Below are 17,081 nucleotides of genomic sequence, written 5' to 3' on the forward strand. Positions count from 1 at the left end.
GGCGGGTACGGGCCCGGATGCAACCCAGAGAACAACAAAATGAACGAAATCCATGCGTGCCCCAGCGCCGGGCAGGAAGACGACAGCCACTACCGCCAGGAGCACCGCCGTTCGCTGGCGGAGCCGCGGGCATTCTGGGCCGAGCAGGCGCGGCACCTGCATTGGCACCGCCCCTGGGACGAGGTGCTCGACGAAAGCCGGGCGCCCCTGTACCGCTGGTTCGCCGGGGCCGAGTTCAACACCTGCTACAACGCCCTCGACCGCCACGTCGAGGGCGGGCGCGCCGAGCAGGCCGCGCTGATCTACGACAGCCCGGTCACCGGCCGCTGCGAAACCTACAGCTACCGCGAGCTGCGCGACCTGGTGGCGCGCTTCGCCGGCTGCCTGCGGGCGCTGGGCGTGGAGCGCTCGGACCGCGTGGTCATCTACATGCCGATGGTGCCCGAGGCGCTGATCGCCATGCTCGCCTGCGCGCGGATCGGCGCGGTGCATTCGGTGGTGTTCGGCGGCTTCGCCGCGCCGGAGCTGGCCAAGCGCATCGAAGACGCGCAGCCGAAGCTGGTGGTGACGGCCTCCTGCGGCATCGAGCCGACCCACACGCTGGCCTACAAACCGCTGCTGGACCAGGCCATCGCGCTGTCGGCGCACAAGCCCGCGCACTGCATCCTGCTGCAGCGCCCGCAACTGCGGGCCGAACTGGTTCCCGGGCGGGACCTCGACTGGCAGGCGGCCATGGCCGCCGCGCAGCCGGTGGACTGCGTGGCGGTCGCGGCCACCGACCCGCTGTACGTGCTCTACACCTCCGGCACCACCGGCAAGCCCAAGGGCGTGGTGCGCGACCACGGCGGCCATGCCGTGGCCCTGCATTACTCGATGCGCGCGGTGTACGCGGCGAAGCCGGGCGAGGTCTTCTGGGCCGCCTCCGACGTCGGCTGGGTGGTCGGCCATTCCTATATCGTCTATGCGCCGCTGCTGCTCGGCTGCACGACGCTGCTCTACGAAGGCAAGCCGGTGGGCACGCCGGATGCCGGGGCGTTCTGGCGGGTGATCGCCCAGCACCGCGTCAGCACCTTCTTCACCGCGCCCACCGCGCTGCGGGCGATCAAGAAGGAAGACCCTCAAGGCGAGCGGCTGCGGGACCACGACATCGGCTGCCTGCGGGCGCTGTTCCTCGCCGGCGAGCGTTCCGACGCCGACACCATCGCCTGGGCGCAGTCGCTGCTCGGCGTGCCGGTGGTCGACCACTGGTGGCAGACCGAACTGGGCTGGCCGGCCATCGCCAACTGCCAGGGCATCGAGGCGCTGCCGGTCAAGCCGGGCTCATCCAGCGTGCCGGTGCCGGGGTTCGACCTGCAGGCGCTCGACGCCGAGGGCGCGCCGGTCGCCGCCGGGCAGATCGGCAACCTGGTGCTGAAGCTGCCGCTGCCGCCGGGCACCCTGCCGACGCTGTGGAACGACGTGCAGGGCTACCTCGACAACTACCTGGCGCGCTACCCCGGCTACTACCTGACCGGCGATGCCGGCTACCTCGACGCCGACGGCTACGCCTGGATCATGTCGCGCATCGACGACATCATCAACGTGGCCGGCCACCGCCTCTCGACCGGGGCGATGGAGGAGGCGCTGGCCGGGCACGCGGACGTCGCCGAATGCGCGGTCATCGGCGTCGCCGACCCGCTCAAGGGGCAGTTGCCCCTGGGCCTGGTGGTGCTCAAGGCCGGCGTCCGGCGCCCGGCGGAGGACCTCGAACGGGAGCTGATCGCGCGGGTGCGCGAGCAGATCGGCGCGGTGGCTTCGTTCAAGACCGTGCTGATAGTCGCGCGCCTGCCGAAGACGCGCTCGGGCAAGGTGCTGCGCTCCACCATGCGGGCCCTCGCCGATGGCCAGACGCCCGTGGTGCCGGCGACGATCGACGACCCGCGGGTGCTCGAGGAAATCGCCGCGGCGCTGGGCAAACGCTGAAACGTACCCCGGCGGAGGTTCCCGCACGGGACCATCCGCCCCACCTTCGAAGGGGAGGAGAGACATGAGCCAGCACACGGGCAGAGTCATCCGCATCGACCAGCCGGGCGGCCCGGAGGCGCTGCGCGTGGTCGAGGTCGCCGTCGGCGAGCCCGGCCCGGGCGAGGTGCGCATCCGCCACCACGCCGTCGGCGTGAACTTCCTCGACATCTACCAGCGCAAGGGCCTGTACGGTCTGCCGTTCCCGCTGCAGCTCGGCATGGAAGGGGCCGGCGTGGTCGAGGCGGTCGGCGCCGGCGTGGAGCACCTGCGCGCAGGCGACCGCGTGGCCTACGCCGGCTTCCCGCCGGGCGCGTACTGCGACGTGCGGCTGATGCCGGCGATGACGGTCTGCCGGCTGCCGGACGCGATCGGCTTCGAGACCGGCGCGGCGATGATGCTCAAGGGCTGGACGGCCTGCTACCTGCTGACGCGCTGCCCCCCGGTGGAAGGGCTGCACCCCGGCGATAGCGTGCTGTTCCACGCCGCGGCGGGCGGCGTGGGCCTGATCGCCTGCCAGTGGGCGAGGGCGCTCGGCCTGCAGCTGATCGCCACCGCCGGCAGCGACGAGAAGTGCCGGCTGGCGCTGGAGCACGGCGCCGCGCACGCGATCAACTACCGCCGCGAGGATTTCGTCGAGCGGGTGCGGGAAATCACCGGCGGGCGCGGCGTCAAGGTGGTGTACGACTCGGTCGGCCGCGACACCTTCGAAAAGTCCCTCGACTGCCTGGCGCCGTTCGGGCTGCTGGTGGCCTATGGCGACGCTTCCGGCCCCGCGCCGGCCATCGCGCCGCTGCAGTTGGTGAGCAAGGGATCGCTGTACCTCACCTACCAGGGCCTGTGGCACCACGTGTCGAGTCGTGAACGGGCCCAGGCGCTCAGCGACGAGCTGTTCGCCAGGGTGGCGCGGGGCGACGTGCGGATTCCGCTCATTCAGCGCTATCCGCTGGAGCAGGCCGCCGCCGCGCACCGCGACCTGGAAGCCCGGCGCACCTCGGGCTGCATCGTGTTGTTGCCGGCGGGCGCCTAGTTCCATCGCCCGCCGGTTTTCTGTAGCTCCTTGTGTAGCTCCTTGGTTTGCCCGTGCCCTTGGGCACGGGATTTTTTTCCAGCCCATACCGGGCAGGGCGCTTCGCGGGGTAGGGTGGACGCGTGCGGGCCGGCGCGGCGAAGCGGGAACCTGGCATGGCGATATCCCTTGGGAGGCGAAGATGACGACAGTGCCCGACAGCTGCCACCTGAACCGCGATGCGCTGCTGCATTCGCAGGACCTCGACGAGACGCGCCGGCTGGTGGCCTCGGTGTTCTGCGAGCACCGCCTGGAGCTGCGCCAGGCGGCGACGCGCCTGGACTACCGGCACCAGCACCTGCGCACCGAGCAGTTGAGTTTCAGCAGCATGCGCTACGGCGCCGAGGTGCACATCCGCCCCGGCGAGCTGGGCTCGTTCTACCTGGTGCAGCTGCCCTTCGCCGGCCACGACCGGCAGCGGATCGGCCGCCGCGAACTGCTCAGCGACAGCCTGCACGGCAGCATCCACGCGCCTGACGAGAGCCTGGAGATGAACTGGAGCGGCGACTGCCAGAAGCTGGTGGTGCGCATCGAGCGCGGTGCCCTCGAACGGCATGCCGGCGCTCTGCTCGACCACGACCTGCGCCAGCCCCTGGCGTTCCACCCGCTGATGGACCTGCGCAACCCCGCCGGGGCGGTCTGGGGGCAGACGGCGCGGCAACTGTTCGACGTGCTGCAGCGTGCCCCGCAGCTGTTCGAGATGCCCCTGGTCAGGGCGCAGTTCGAACAGACGTTGATGACCACGCTGCTGACCTGGCAGCCCAACACCCTGAGCGAGCGGCTCGGCGAGCCCTCGGCCCAGGTCCTGCCGCGCCACGTCAAGCGGGCCGTCGACTACATCCAGGCCCACGCCGAACAGCCGATCAGCGTGGAGACGCTGGCGGCCATCGCCGGCGTCAGCGGCCGCTCGATCTACCACGGTTTCCAGCGCTTCCTCGGCGTCAGCCCCATGCGCTACCTGCGCGACGTGCGCATGGAGCGCGTGCACCAGGACCTCAAGGACCCGCGCCAGCCCGCGCGGGTGACCGAGATACTCGCCCGCTGGGGCTTCTTCCAGTTCGGCCGCTTCGCCATCGAGTACCGCCAGCGCTACGCCGAGACGCCGCGCCAGACCCTGGCCCGGGGCCGCGCCTGAGGCCCCGCGAGCTTCTTGCAGTATTCGCATGATCGCTGCAGGGCCTGCATATTCGCTGTATCCGCCTTGCTCCACATTGACGGCCGTGGCTGCACCCGCAGCCACCGCCAAACTTGATGATGGAGTAGGACCGCATGAGAAGAATAACTATCGTCGGTGCCGGACAGGCCGGGCTGCAGCTGGGCATCGGCCTGCTCAAGCAAGGCCATGACGTCACCCTGGTCTCCAACCGCAGCGCCGCGGACATCGCCGCCGGCCGCGTGCTGTCCAGCCAGTCGATGTACGACATGGCCCTGGGCTTCGAACGCGAGCTGGGCCTGGCCTTCTGGGATGACAGCTGTCCGCCCACCGTGGGCGTGCACATGCGCGCCGGCAACGCCGAGGGCCTGATGGTCGACTGGCGCGCGCCGATGAAGGCTCCCGGCCAGTCGGTCGACCAGCGGATCAAGATGCCGCGCTGGATGCACGAGTTCGAGCGCCTGGGCGGCCGGCTGCTGATCGAGGAGGCGGGGCTGGAGGACCTGGAGCGCTACGCCGCCGCCTCCGACCTGGTGATAGTCGCCAGCGGCAAGGGCGAGATCGGCAAGCTGTTCGAGCGCGACGCCGAGCGCAGCACCTTCGACCGCCGCATGCGCACCATCTCGCTGACCTACGTGCACGGCATGCTGCCCCGCGAGGACTACAGCGCGCTGAACATCAGCATCAACCCCGGCATCGGCGAATACGTCAACTTCCCCTGCCTGACCTTGAGCGGGGCAGGGGACATCATCAACCTCGAATGCATCGAGGGCGGCCCGATGGACCGCTGGGCGGAAGTCAGCACGCCGGCGGAACACCTGGCGCTGGCCGTGGAGCTGATCGAGCGCTTCTTCCCCTGGGAGGCCCCGCGCTGCCGCAACCTGCGGCTGACCGACGACCTCGGCATCCTGGTCGGGCGCGTCACGCCCACCGTGCGCAAGCCCATCGGCTACCTGCCGTCCGGGCGCACCGTGCTGGGCATGGCCGACGTGCTGGTGCTCAACGACCCCATCACCGGGCAGGGCTCGAACAACGCCAGCAAGTGCGCCCGCGTCTACCTGGACGCCATTCTCGAACAGGGGCAGGCGCCCTTCGACGACGCCTGGAAGAACGCCACCTTCGAACGCTACTGGGACTACGCCCAGTGGGTCGCGCGCTTCACCAACACCCACCTGCTGCCGCCGCCGGAATCGGTGCTCAAGGTGTTCACCGCCTGTGCCGCCGACCCGGCGCTGGCCGCCGCCGTGGCCAATGCCTTCGACGACCCGAAGAGCCTGGTGCCCTGGTACTACGACAGCGCCGAGGCCGAGCGCTTCATCGCCTCCTTCAGCGCCGCGCGAGGGTGACCGCCATGCCCGTACAGCACAACAAAGCGCTGTTGTCCGGCCGCACCGGGGCGCTCGTCGCCTGCCTGCTGCCGCTGCAGGCCGCCTGGGCCACCCAGGGCACCTTCCCGCATGGCTACGGCGTCAAGTCCGAGGGCATGGGCGGGGTGGTCATCGCCCTGCCGCAGGACTCGCTGGTCGGCGCCTCCAACCCGGCCGGGATGGTCGCGGTCGGCGACCGCCTGGACGTCGGCGCCGCCTTCCTCAAGGCCGACAACGGCGCCGAGTTCGCCGGCAACACGATCAGCGGCTCCAAGGACCGGGACCTGTACGTGATCCCGCAGTTCGGCGCCAACAAGATGCTCGACGACGTCAGCAGCCTGGGCATCTCGGTGGTCGGCAACGGCGTGGGCACCGCCTACGCCCGCGACGCCGACTTCGGCGGGCTGCGCAACCCCGGTTCGCAGTTCCAGCAGATGGTCGCCACCGCCAGCTACGCCCGCAAGCTCAACGAGCGGCACAGCGTCGGCGTGGGCCTGATGCTGCTGCGCCAGGTGCTGGACATCGACGGCACCGCCAGCATCGGCCTGCCCCAGGGGCGCGACGAGTCCTACGGCGCCGGCCTGCGGCTGGGCTGGATCGGCCAGCTGACGCCCGAATGGAGCCTGGGCGCCAGCTACGCCACCCGCGGCTACATGTCGAAGATGCACCGCTTCGACAAGCTGCTGGCCGATGGCGGCGACCTCGACATGCCGTCCAACTGGGCCCTGGGCGTGGCCTGGAAGCACGGCCCGCTGACCCTCGCCGCCGATATGCAGAAGGTCTACTGGAGCGACGTCAGGTCCCTCGGCAACCCCGGCGTGAGCCGCGCCACGGGCGCCCCCGGGGACTCCGACGGGCCCGGCTTCGGCTGGCGCGACCAGCGCATCTGGCGGGTGGGCGCGGCCTGGGACCTGAACGAGCGGCTGACGCTGCGTGCCGGCTACAACGACGCCAACCAGCTGCTCGATGGCCACGACACCTACCTGGGCATCCTGGCGCCGGCCGCCAACCACAGGCACGTGACCTTCGGCGGCACCTACCGCTTCACCGGCGGCCACGAACTGTCCCTGGCCTACGCCCGTTCCTTCAAGGACAAGGTGGAAGGCGAGGGCGCCGGCCCGGACGCGGTCACCTCGCCGTACATGGGCCAGCACTGGCTGTCCCTGAGCTACGGCGTGGCGTTCTGAGCGGAGGCATTGCCATGATCGAAAGAGCCCAACTGCGGCAGGCCCTCGGCCAGTTCGCCACCGGCGTCACCATCGTCACCACCCTGGACGGCGAGAGCTGGCCCATCGGCGTCACGGCGAACAGCTTCAACGCCGTTTCGCTGGAGCCGCCGCTGGTGCTGTGGAGCATCGGCAAGTCCGCCTACAGCTACCCCGCGTTCGCCGGTTCCGAGCACTTCGCCGTGCACGTGCTGGGGGAGGGGCAGCGGGCGCTGTCCGACCGCTTCGCCCAGGCCTCGACGGACAAGTTCGCTGGCCTGGAGGTCGGCGCCGGCGTGGGTGGCGTGCCCTTGCTGCCGGGCTGCCTGACGGTGTTCGAGTGCGCCACCGAGCACCGCTACGACGGCGGCGACCACCTGATCCTGGTCGGCCGCGTGCTGCGCATGGCAGCGCCCGAGCCGGACATGCGGCCGCTGCTGTTCCACCGCGGCCGCTACCAGGACCTGGCCCGCGCGCAGAGCGCTTAGCGGGCCCGCACGGCGGCCCGGGAGGGGCCGCCGTTTCTCCTCCTGCGGCGCTGGGTTTATTTGCGCTGGCGGGATAACCGGGGAACCCATTGGAGTGTGGGCGCCACCCCCGGTTCCTATGATCGGGCCATGACAACGAAAGACGCCCTGCCTGCTCCGGAGGCCTTGCAATGATTGGATACACGCTGTTGGGCAGCAACCACCTGGAACGCGCCCGCGCCTTCTACGGCGCCTTCCTCGGCGCCATGGGCGCCACCGCGCTGCTGGAGTCCCCGCGCCTGAGCCTCTACGGGCGGGCCCCGGAACAGCCGATGCTGGGCGTCTGCACGCCCTATGACGAACAGGCCGCGCAGCCGGGCAACGGCAACATGGTCGCCCTGGCGGCCGGTTCCCGCGAGCGGGTGGAGCAACTACACGCCCTGGCCCTGGCGCTGGGCGGCAGCGACGAAGGACGGCCCGGCGAGCGCTTCCCGGGTTTCTACATGGCCTATTTCCGCGATCCGGACGGCAACAAGCTGGCGCTCTTCCACAAGGACTGAGCCGGCGGGCCGGACCGCCGCCGGCGCGCCGGGCCACCGCACCATCGACGTATCCCGTGGGACCCCACTCATGAAAGACCAGACACACCAAGTCACCGTGAACTTCTCCGACGGCGTCAGCCGCAGCTTCAGCGTCGCGGCCGACGCCAGCATCCTCGACGCCGCCCTGGAGGCGCAGGTGCCGCTGCTGTACCAGTGCCGTTCCGGCAGCTGCTCCAGCTGCATCGCCCACCTCGCCGACGGCGAGGCGGTCACCCGCCCCGGCGCCAGCTCCACCCTGCTGGCCAGCGAGTACGCCGCCGGCCAGCGCCTGCTGTGCCTGTGCCAGGCGCAAACGGACTGCACCTTCGAGCTGGCCTACGGCAGCGAGGTCGGCTCGGGCGCGGCCGGGGAGGTGCATGCCTTCGTCGACTCGGTTGAGCGCATCGCCAGCAACGTGGTGCGCCTGCGCCTGGAACTGGCCGAGGGCGAGTGCCTGGACTTCCGCCCCGGGCAGTTCATGCAGATCCAGGTGCCGGGCTTCGAGGTGCTGCGCAGCTACTCGCCGTCCAGCACCCCCGCCGACCTGCCGAAGCTGGAGTTCCTCATCCGCCTGCTGCCCGGCGGCGCCATGTCCAGCTACCTGGAAGAGCAGGTCAGGCCCGACGAGGTGCTGACCCTCAGCGGCCCCTACGGCGCCTTCTTCCTGCGCGAGGAGAAGCGCCGTGCGCCGCACATCTTCGTCGCCGGCGGCACCGGCCTGGCGCCGATCCTGTCGATGATCGACACCCTGCACAAACTCGGCGGGCGCAAGCCGCCGATGCTCCTGAGCTTCGGCTGCGCCACCCCGGAAGTGCTGTTCGGCCTCGACGAGATCGAGCTGCGCAAGCAGTGGCTGCCGAGCCTGGAAGCGCGCATCTGCGTGGACCGCGAGCCGCGCGAGGGCCTGCACCACGGCAGCCCGGTCAGCGCCCTGCGCGAGGGCGACGTGAGCGGCCCGGACTGCGTGGCCTACCTGTGCGGCCCCCAGCCGATGATCGATGCCGCCACGGCGCGGCTGATCGAGCTGGGCGTCGCCCCCGAAAACATCTTCAGCGAACAGTTCGTCGCTAGCCACTGAGGGCGCCAGCATGCAACCCACCACCTCCATGCCGTTCTCCGCCGAGCAGATGAAATGGTACGAGCAGGCCTGCGCCAGGCTCGACGCCAGGCGCCTGCAGGACCTGCTGTTCGCCATCACCGACATCCACAGCCCCACCGGCTCGGCCCGGGCCGTGGGCGAGTTCATGACCGCCCACCTGAAGCAGATCGGCATGCCCGCCCGCTACCAGCCGATGAGCTTCACCAGCGGCAACGTGCTGGGCGAACTGCGCGGCAGCGGCGGCGGCGCCAGCGTGATGCTGTACGCGCCGCTGGACACCCACCTGGAATGCGACGAGGCCGAGAAGCTGCTGACCGGCGAAGCCGGCCAGGCCGACATGCTGCCCAAGGCCCAGCAGGTCGACGACTGGGTGTTCGGCCTCGGCGCCTCCAACCCCAAGGGCATGATCGCCACCCTGACCGAAGTGGCCACCGCGCTGATCGAGGCCGGGGTGCCGCTGACCGGCGACCTGCTGCTGGGGCTGGCCGACGGCGGCATGCCGGTGGACATCTCGGCGCGCCAGCATTCGGGCATGTCCAACGGCGTGCTGCACCTGCTCAACCGCGGCGCCGCGCCGGACTTCGCCATCATCATGAAGCCGTGGAACTGGGTGTACCACGAAGAGCCGGGCATGGCCTGGTTCAAGCTGCGCGTCTACGGCAGCCTCGGCTACGCAGGGGTGCCGCGCGGCACACCGGGCTTCCGCAGCTCGGTGGTGCCGGCGGCGGCGGTGGTCGGCGAGCTGGAGCAGTGGATCATCGACTACGCCGAGCGCAACACCTCCGGGGTGGTCAAGCCCCACGGCTGGATCGCCGGCATCCGCGGCGGAGACGTCGAGCGCCCGGCGTTCCCCTCGGCGGTCACCGAAATCTTCTTCGACGTGCGCATCAACCCGCGCAGCAGCCCGGGCGACGTCAAGGCGCAGTTCGCCGCATTCGTCCGCGACCTGCAGGCGCGGCGCCCCGACCTGGAACTGGAGTGGGACATGTACGGCTCCGTGCCCGGCGGCAGCACCGACCCGCAGAACTGGATCGTCCAGTCGTGCAAGCGCGGCTGGGAGCACATCGAGCGGCGCCCGCACGGCACGCCCGACTGGCTCGGCGGCCAGACCGACGGCGCCGCGCTGCGCCGCTACGGCGTGCCCACCGCGCGCATCGGCTGGCCGTGGCCGGCGCAGGGCGCGCCCTTGCCGGTGGCCGAAGGCCTGGGCGGCATGGGCGCGACCTACGTGCCCGACCTGATGCCCTGCGCGCGCAAGATCCTCTACGCGCTGATCGACACCCTGACCCGTCCACGCCAGCAACTGGGCCTCTGAGCCCGGGAGAACGCAGATGCGCAAGCGCGTGAAAATGATCTTCCCCGTGCCGCTGAGCGAGCAGACCCGGCCCCTGGTCGAGTCCCAACTGCCGGCGGCGTTGCAACGCCCGGACATCGAGGTGTGCTTCGTCGGCGCCGGCAGCGTCTCGACCCTGGCCGACAGCTACTACGACATGGCGCTGATGGAGCTGGCGGTGATCGAGGCCGGCATGCGCGCCGAGGACGAGGGCTTCGACGCCGTGTGCATCAACACCGTCAGCGACTCGGGCCTGGCCGCGCTGCGCGCCCGGCTGTCGATCCCGGTGCTGGCGCCGGGGCAGAGCGCCTTCCACCTGGCCTGCGCCCTGGGCCACAAATTCAGCGTCCTGACCATGTGGCCGCGCTGGTTCCCGCTGTACCGCAAGACGCTCAAGGAGTACGGCCTCGAATCGCGACTGGCCTCGCTGCGCTCCATCGACGTGCGCCCGGACACCGAGGCCTTGCTGCAGGGCAAGGAGGAGGTTGTCTTCGCCAAGCTGCTGGACGCCGCCCGGCTGGCCATCCACGAGGACGGCGCCGAGGTGATAGTGCTGGGCTCCACCACCATGCACCAGTCCCACGCCTTCCTCAGCCAGCACCTGGACGTCCCGGTGCTCAACCCCGGCGTCATCGCCTACAAGCTGTGCGAGGTGCTGCTCGACCTCGGCCTCGCCCACAGCAAGCTTGCCTATCCCAGTCCGGAGCGACTCAAGGACGAGGCGTTCAGCCGTTGAACGGAGCCACCGCATGAAACTCTTCCAAGACTCCCCGACCCTTGCCGACCTGACCATCGCCGAAGCCGTCACGGCGTTCCGCGATGGCGTACTGAGCAGCACCGAACTGGTCTGCGCCTGCCTGGACCGCGCCGAGGACGGCCGCGAGCTGAACGTCTACGTCACCCTCAACGGCGACGGCGCGCTGGCCGAGGCCAAGGCCGCCGATGCCGCGCGCCGCGCGGGGCGGCGGCAGAAGCCGCTGTCCGGCATCCCCATCGTGGTCAAGGACAACATCCACGCCGCGGGCCTGCCGTGCACCGCCGGCACGCCGGGGCTGGCCGGCTTCGTCCCGCGCCAGGACGCGCCGACGCTGCAGCGCCTGCGCGACGCCGGGGCGATCCTGCTGGGCAAGACCAACATGCACGAGCTGGCCTTCGGCGCCACCGGCTACAACGCCGCCTTCAACACCGGCAGCCAGCCCGGCGTGCGCAACGCCTACGACAGCGAGCGCATCGCCGGCGGCTCGTCCTCCGGCAGCGCCGCGGCGCTGGGCGCGCGCATGGCCCTGGCGGCGCTGGGCACCGACACCGGCGGCTCGATGCGCATTCCCTGCGCGCTCAACGGCTGTTCCTCGCTGCGCCCCAGCGCCGGCCGCTACTCCAGCGAAGGCGTGATCCCCATCGCCCGCAGCCGCGACACCGTGGGGCCCATGGCCCTGTGCATGGCCGACGTCGCCCTGCTCGATGCCTTGATCAGCGACGAGTACGCGCTGCCGCCGGTGAGCCTGGACGGGCTGCGCCTGGGCATCGTCGAGGACTTCTGGAGCCATCTGGACGACGACGTCCGCGAGGTGGCCGAGGCCGCCCTGGCGAAGCTTTCCAGCCATGGCGTGAGCCTCGTCGAACTGCCGGAGACGCGCCTGCAGGAGCTGAATCGCGCCGTCGGCTTCCCTGTGGTGATCCACGAAGCCTACGACTCGATGGTCGCCTACCTGCGCGACGAGGGGCCGGGCATCAGCATCGAGGAACTGGCCCGGGACATCCACAGCCCGGACGTGCGCGCCATCTACGAGCAGTGGGTGCTGCCGCGCAAGGCGCCGGGGGAGGGCGGGCTGGTGGACGTCGCGCCGCTCTACGAGGCGGCGCGGAACACTGCCCGCCCGGCGCTGAAGGAACACTACCAGGACCTGTTCGAGCAGTACCGGCTGGACGCCCTGGTGTTCCCCACCACGCCCATAGTGGCGCCGCCGGCCAGCGACCAGGTCAACCTGCCGGAGTACTTCGAGCGGCTGATCCAGAACACCGAGCCGGCCGCCAGCGCCGGCCTGCCGGGCATCCAGCTGCCCATCGGGCTGGGCCCGCGCACGGGGCTGCCGGTGGGCCTGGAACTGGACGCGCCCTTTGGCTCGGACCGCCGCCTGCTGGCCGTGGGCATCGCCCTCGAAGCCGTGCTCGGGCGCATCCCGCCGGCCTGACGCCGGTCGCTTTCCCTGGAGGAGCAAGCATGAATCTGGACAACAAGGTGATAGTCGTGACCGGCGGCGGCAGCGGCATCGGCCGCGAGGCCTGCCTGGCGCTCGCCAGGGCGGGGGCCCGGGTGGTGCTGGGCAACCGCGATGCGCAGGCGGGGGCGGAAGTGCTCGATGAGATCGCGGCGGCCGGCGGCCAGGCGCTGTTCCTGGCCACCGACGTGTCCCGCCCCGCCGACTGCCGCGCCCTGGTGGCGCTGGCCGTGGAGCGCTACGGGCGGCTCGACGGCGCCTTCAACAACGCCGGCCTGCAGCGCGCGTTCCACGACATCCACGAAACGCCCCTGGCAGAACTCGACGAGGTGGTCGACATCAACCTCAAGGGCGTCCTCTACATGATGAAGTTCGAAGCCGAGGCGATGCTGCGCACCGGCGGCGGCACCATCGTCAACAACGCCTCGATCTTCGGCCTCAAGGCGATGCCGCGCACCGCCGCCTACGTGGCCGCCAAGCACGGCATCGTCGGCGCCACCCGCGCCGCGGCGCTGGACTACGCGACCCGCGGCATCCGCGTCAACGCCCTCTGCCCCGGGCCGATCAAGACGCCGAGCTTCGACCGCGTCACCGGCGGCGACGACCACCTGTACGACGACGGCGTGCCCATGCGGCGCATCGGCCAGCCCGGGGAGGTCTGCGCGGCGCTGCTGTGGCTGCTTTCCGGGCAGGCCTCCTACGTCACCGGGGCCACCCTCTCGGTCGATGGCGGGATGTCGGCGGAATGACACACACATGGACCAGCGCAGGAGAGGCGCAAGCATGATCAGGGCACTGAGCTACGTGATAGTCGGCACACCCAACCTGCCGGCCTGGCAGAAACAGGCGGCGGAACACATCGGCCTGCAGGTGGAAGTGGTCGAGCCCGGGCGCTGCGTGCGCCTGCGCGCCGACCAGAAGGTCCAGCGCCTGCTGCTCGAAGCCTGCGAAGGCGAACCCAGCATGGGCATGGGCTTCGAGGTCGGGGACGCGGAGGAACTGGAGCAGGCCGCCCAGGCGTTGACGGCGGCGGGCTACCCGGTGACCCGCGGCACGGCGCGGGAGAACGCCCTGCGCGGCGTCGCCGGGATGCTGCATTTCCGCGACCCCGACGGCGTGCGCATCGAGCTGGCCTGGGGCCTGGCCGACGCCGCCAGCCCCTTCGTGCCGGGGCGCCCGCTGGGCGGTTTCCGCACCGGCGAGCTGGGCATCGGCCACGTGGCGCTGATCACCGCGCACTTCGAGCAGATGTGCCACCTCTACAAGGAGGTGCTGGGCTTCAAGGTCAGCGACCGCGCCCGGGCGCCGTTCCGCGTCGAGTTCCTCCACGTCAACCCGCGCCACCACACCCTGGGCATCGCCCACACCGGCGGGCCGGCGAAGATCTACCACATGATGCTGGAGTACAACGACTTCGACGACCTCGGGCGGGCCTACGACATGGCGCTGGCCGACCCCGAGTGCATCGGCGTCACCCTCGGCCGGCACATCAACGACCACGTCACCTCCTTCTACCTGAAGAACCCCGATGGCTGGATGTTCGAGCTCGGCTGGGCCGGGCGCACCATCGGCCCCGACTGGGAGGTGGAAGAACTGCAGGGCATGAGCCTGTGGGGGCACGACCGCACCTGGCTGCCGCCGGACAAGCGCGAGGAGGCCAGGCAGATTCTCAAGCGCCTGGCCGCGCAGGGCATGCGTGCTCCCGTCGTTACCACCAGCCAGACCGCAAAGGCCAGACAATGACTACCCGGACATCGCCAGAAATCGCCAACAGCCTTCGCATCGGCGACTGCACCATCAACTACCACGACCAGGGCAAGGGCGAGCCGATCCTGCTGATCCACGGCTCCGGCCCGGGCGTCACCGCCTGGGCCAACTGGCGCGGGGTGATCCCCGAACTCTCCGCGCGCGCCCGGGTGATCGCCCCGGACATGCTCGGTTTCGGCTACACCCAGTGCCCGGCCGGCCGCCGGCTGGACCCCGAAGCCTGGGTCAACCAGCTCACCGGCCTGCTCGACGCCCTGGACATCGCCACGGTCTCGGTGGTCGGCAACTCCTTCGGCGGCGCCATCGCCCTGGCCCTGGCCCAGCGCCACCCGCAGCGGGTGAAGCGCCTGGTGCTGATGGGCTCGGCGGGGCTCTCGTTCCCCATCACCGAGGGCCTGGAGAAGGTCTGGGGCTACCAGCCCTCGCTGCAGGCCATGGGCGAGCTGATGGGCGTGTTCGCCTACGACCATTCGCTGATCAACGACGACCTGGTGCGCATGCGCTACGAGGCGAGCATCCGCGACGACGTGCAATCGCGCTTCGCCCAGCTGTTCCCCGCGCCGCGCCAGCAGGGCGTGGAGATGCTCGCGGTGCCCGAGGCGGCGCTGCGCGAGCTGCCCCAGCAGACCCTGCTCATCCATGGCCGCGACGACCGGGTGATACCGCTGGAGGTCTCCGAGCGCCTGCTGCGCCTGATCCCCCATGCGCAACTGCACGTGTTCGGCGAGTGCGGGCACTGGGTGCAGATCGAGCGGGCGCGGGACTTCACCCGCCTGTTGATCGACTTCCTCACCAACCCAGCGGAGTGACCGCATGAACGCAACAGACATCCACGGCCGCTGGGAAATCCTCGCCTGGGAACAGCTCTACGACGACGGCCGCGTGGTCCACCCGATGGGCGTGGAACTGGAGGGCTTCATCGAATACGGGCCGCACGGCATGTTCTGCGTGGTCGCCAGGAAGAACCGCGAGCCATTCCGCAGCGGCGGGCAATGGTCGGCCAGCGACGCCGAGAAGGCCGCCGCCTACGGCAGCTACCTGACCTACGCGGGCGGCTACGAAGTGCAGGGCGACACCGTGCTGCACCACGTGCGCCACAGCCTGTTCCCCAACTGGGAGGGCGGCAGCCAGCGCCGCATCGCGCAGCTGGAAGGCGACGTCCTGGCGCTCAGCGCGCGCCTGGAGGAGGGCACCCCCGAGGCGCGAACCGCCAGGTTGCTGTGGCGGCGGGTAGGGTAGCTGCCGCCGTTTCGATCCTGTTCCAGCAGAGTGCCCACCTTCGCCAGGGTGGGCGCTTGGTGCCGGATGGCCTGCCGCAGCTATTCGGGGTTGCGTCGAGTTTGTGGCCTTCATGGGCTCGCTTCCGCCCCTGCAGCCGGCAATGAAGAAATTTAATCTCAGGTGTTGCCAGCCTTGTCCCATTAGTCCATAATCCCGCCCATCGAAAGCGCAGGGCGATGAAAACTCTGTGTAATCAATAGGTTAGAGCTTGAAATAAAGCCAGGCCGAACAGAATTGCAGCAAGCCGCAGCGCGGTTTGCCAGGTTAAAAGGCTGAGTAGCAGAGTGGTTATGCAGCGGATTGCAAATCCGTGAACGCCGGTTCGATTCCGACCTCAGCCTCCAATAGAAAAGCCCCGTAGATCAGTGATCTACGGGGCTTTTTTCATTTCAGCCGAAAGGCCATCGTTTCCGCAATCAAAGGCTGCCTGATTGGGCGGAGGCCTGGATCATCGCGTCACGACCAGTAGGGAAGAGCAGGAATGAAAAGGCCATACTCGATGGTGCGGCCTTGTCTGGGCATCGCTGTCTTCCCATGTCGCAAGAACCGCACAGGGAATCCCGCTTCAAGAGTCAGCGCTTCTTCGATTCGTTGTAGACAGCGCTGCGTTCGCGCTTTCCAACTGCTACGACTTCAACCACGATCTCGGTGTCATGCACTTGATAAACGAGCCGGTAGCCGGAAGCGGAGAGCTTGATCTTATAGCGGTCCTTGTTTTCGCTGCCATGAAGCTTGTCCTTTTCGACGCGAGGGTTGACCAGCCTTTCGCCGAGCTTCTTGATCAACTGAGTCTTCACCGGGCCCTTGAGCCTATCCCATTCTTTGAGCGCGGTTTCTTTGAACTTCAGCGTGTACTGCTTGATGTCTTCCTGGTCTTGCTGAGGTGCTTTGATCTGTTTGTTGTTACCGGTTTTTGAGGTCATCCAGAGATACCGTTACCGAGGATTCGTCTTTACGCTCATCAGCGAGGCGACCCAGGTAGATGTCGTCGAGTAACTCGATCATCCGCTCGTACTCGTCCGCAGGAACCGCGTAGAAGACCGGTTCGTTACGGTTGAGAATCGCAACAGCGTGGCCCATTCCAGCGCCCACTGTACCCATGGGATCTTTTTTCAACTCGGTGATGGAGGCCGTAACATCGGCCAGCAGCGCATGCGGCATTTACAAGTTCTCCCTGCGCACTCTTGCGCGCATTTCCCCGTGGGGAACCGCCAGATTCTCCCGAGATTGGGAAGGAGGGCGGTATCAACAGTGCAGCTCTCCATCGGCAGCCGGCCTAAGCACGGGACAGGAAGATGGCGAACTGGGTTGCACTACGGTCTGGACAGAAGTCGGACAGGCCGCAATGGATCGTATCGGGATGGCTGTTCAACTCCCGGACCGGGCGAAATTAGCACTCTTGAAAGTGTCTTTCAATGCTCTCTAGAAGGCGCTCTAAAGGTCAGGTTGTACGTAGTCGACGAGGAAAACGATGATTCCGGCGAGCCTGGGTGATGGGTGAAATGATCCACTACCGTTCGTCGAACTGGGATCGATGCA

Annotated in this window: 17 protein-coding genes and 1 tRNA gene; 16 read left to right on the forward strand and 2 right to left on the reverse strand. The window is 69.1% G+C overall.

Annotation, left to right across the window (positions count from 1 at the left end; all coding sequences use genetic code 11):
* Nucleotides 1–39: 39 nt before the first annotated feature.
* The 16 genes from ACTWJ5_RS14195 to ACTWJ5_RS14270 all read left to right on the forward strand — a co-directional run bounded on the left by ACTWJ5_RS14195 (nt 40) and on the right by ACTWJ5_RS14270 (nt 15,886).
* The gene (locus ACTWJ5_RS14195; RefSeq protein ID WP_444439131.1) at nt 40–1,962 is read left to right on the forward strand and encodes a propionyl-CoA synthetase; all 1,923 of its coding nucleotides are present in this window, start codon (nt 40–42) and stop codon (nt 1,960–1,962) included.
* Between the two features lie 64 nt (nt 1,963–2,026).
* Nucleotides 2,027–3,031, forward strand: a complete 1,005-nt coding sequence (locus tag ACTWJ5_RS14200) for a quinone oxidoreductase family protein (protein ID WP_444439133.1) — start codon at nt 2,027–2,029, stop codon at nt 3,029–3,031.
* 181 nt (nt 3,032–3,212) lie between these two features.
* Nucleotides 3,213–4,205, forward strand: a complete 993-nt coding sequence (locus ACTWJ5_RS14205; RefSeq protein ID WP_009619907.1) for an AraC family transcriptional regulator — start codon at nt 3,213–3,215, stop codon at nt 4,203–4,205.
* A gap of 134 nt (nt 4,206–4,339) precedes the next feature.
* A complete protein-coding gene (locus ACTWJ5_RS14210) occupies nt 4,340–5,569 on the forward strand; it encodes a styrene monooxygenase/indole monooxygenase family protein (protein ID WP_444439135.1) in 1,230 nt (409 codons plus the stop codon).
* A gap of 5 nt (nt 5,570–5,574) precedes the next feature.
* A complete protein-coding gene (locus tag ACTWJ5_RS14215) occupies nt 5,575–6,777 on the forward strand; it encodes an OmpP1/FadL family transporter (protein ID WP_444439137.1) in 1,203 nt (400 codons plus the stop codon).
* A 14-nt stretch (nt 6,778–6,791) separates the two neighbouring features.
* Entirely contained in the window at nt 6,792–7,283 is a 492-nt protein-coding gene (locus tag ACTWJ5_RS14220; protein ID WP_444439139.1) for a flavin reductase family protein, read from the forward strand.
* Between the two features lie 170 nt (nt 7,284–7,453).
* Entirely contained in the window at nt 7,454–7,822 is a 369-nt protein-coding gene (locus ACTWJ5_RS14225) for a VOC family protein (protein WP_249919833.1), read from the forward strand.
* A gap of 70 nt (nt 7,823–7,892) precedes the next feature.
* A complete protein-coding gene (locus ACTWJ5_RS14230; protein WP_444439142.1) occupies nt 7,893–8,921 on the forward strand; it encodes an FAD-binding oxidoreductase in 1,029 nt (342 codons plus the stop codon).
* A 10-nt stretch (nt 8,922–8,931) separates the two neighbouring features.
* Entirely contained in the window at nt 8,932–10,257 is a 1,326-nt protein-coding gene (locus tag ACTWJ5_RS14235; RefSeq protein ID WP_009619915.1) for a M20 family metallopeptidase, read from the forward strand.
* 16 nt (nt 10,258–10,273) lie between these two features.
* A complete protein-coding gene (locus tag ACTWJ5_RS14240; protein WP_444439144.1) occupies nt 10,274–11,011 on the forward strand; it encodes an aspartate/glutamate racemase family protein in 738 nt (245 codons plus the stop codon).
* 13 nt (nt 11,012–11,024) lie between these two features.
* A complete protein-coding gene (gene iaaH, locus ACTWJ5_RS14245; protein ID WP_444439146.1) occupies nt 11,025–12,467 on the forward strand; it encodes an indoleacetamide hydrolase in 1,443 nt (480 codons plus the stop codon).
* Nucleotides 12,468–12,496: 29 nt separating this feature from the next.
* Nucleotides 12,497–13,243, forward strand: a complete 747-nt coding sequence (locus ACTWJ5_RS14250) for an SDR family NAD(P)-dependent oxidoreductase (protein WP_444439147.1) — start codon at nt 12,497–12,499, stop codon at nt 13,241–13,243.
* Nucleotides 13,244–13,277: 34 nt separating this feature from the next.
* Complete coding sequence (locus ACTWJ5_RS14255) at nt 13,278–14,237, forward strand: VOC family protein (RefSeq protein WP_074979631.1); 960 nt, start codon at nt 13,278–13,280, stop codon at nt 14,235–14,237.
* Complete coding sequence (locus ACTWJ5_RS14260; RefSeq protein ID WP_444439150.1) at nt 14,234–15,070, forward strand: alpha/beta fold hydrolase; 837 nt, start codon at nt 14,234–14,236, stop codon at nt 15,068–15,070. Before ACTWJ5_RS14255 ends, ACTWJ5_RS14260 begins: the two co-directional genes overlap by 4 nt.
* 4 nt (nt 15,071–15,074) lie before the next feature.
* Nucleotides 15,075–15,500: a lipocalin-like domain-containing protein gene (locus ACTWJ5_RS14265; protein WP_009619921.1), complete on the forward strand. Its 426-nt coding sequence runs from the start codon at nt 15,075–15,077 to the stop codon at nt 15,498–15,500.
* Nucleotides 15,501–15,812: 312 nt separating this feature from the next.
* Nucleotides 15,813–15,886 (forward strand) — tRNA-Cys (locus ACTWJ5_RS14270).
* A gap of 228 nt (nt 15,887–16,114) precedes the next feature.
* Here the strand turns inward: ACTWJ5_RS14270 and ACTWJ5_RS14275 are convergent.
* Nucleotides 16,115–16,465 carry a type II toxin-antitoxin system RelE family toxin gene (locus tag ACTWJ5_RS14275; RefSeq protein WP_116425311.1) on the reverse strand — a complete coding sequence of 117 codons (351 nt, stop codon included), beginning with the start codon at nt 16,463–16,465 and terminating at the stop codon, nt 16,115–16,117.
* Complete coding sequence (locus ACTWJ5_RS14280) at nt 16,446–16,703, reverse strand: type II toxin-antitoxin system Phd/YefM family antitoxin (protein WP_074979635.1); 258 nt, start codon at nt 16,701–16,703, stop codon at nt 16,446–16,448. Before ACTWJ5_RS14280 ends, ACTWJ5_RS14275 begins: the two co-directional genes overlap by 20 nt.
* Nucleotides 16,704–17,081 lie beyond the last annotated feature (378 nt).

The organism is Pseudomonas sp. A6 (genome assembly GCF_052367875.1).
Taxonomy (GTDB): domain Bacteria; phylum Pseudomonadota; class Gammaproteobacteria; order Pseudomonadales; family Pseudomonadaceae; genus Pseudomonas; species Pseudomonas citronellolis.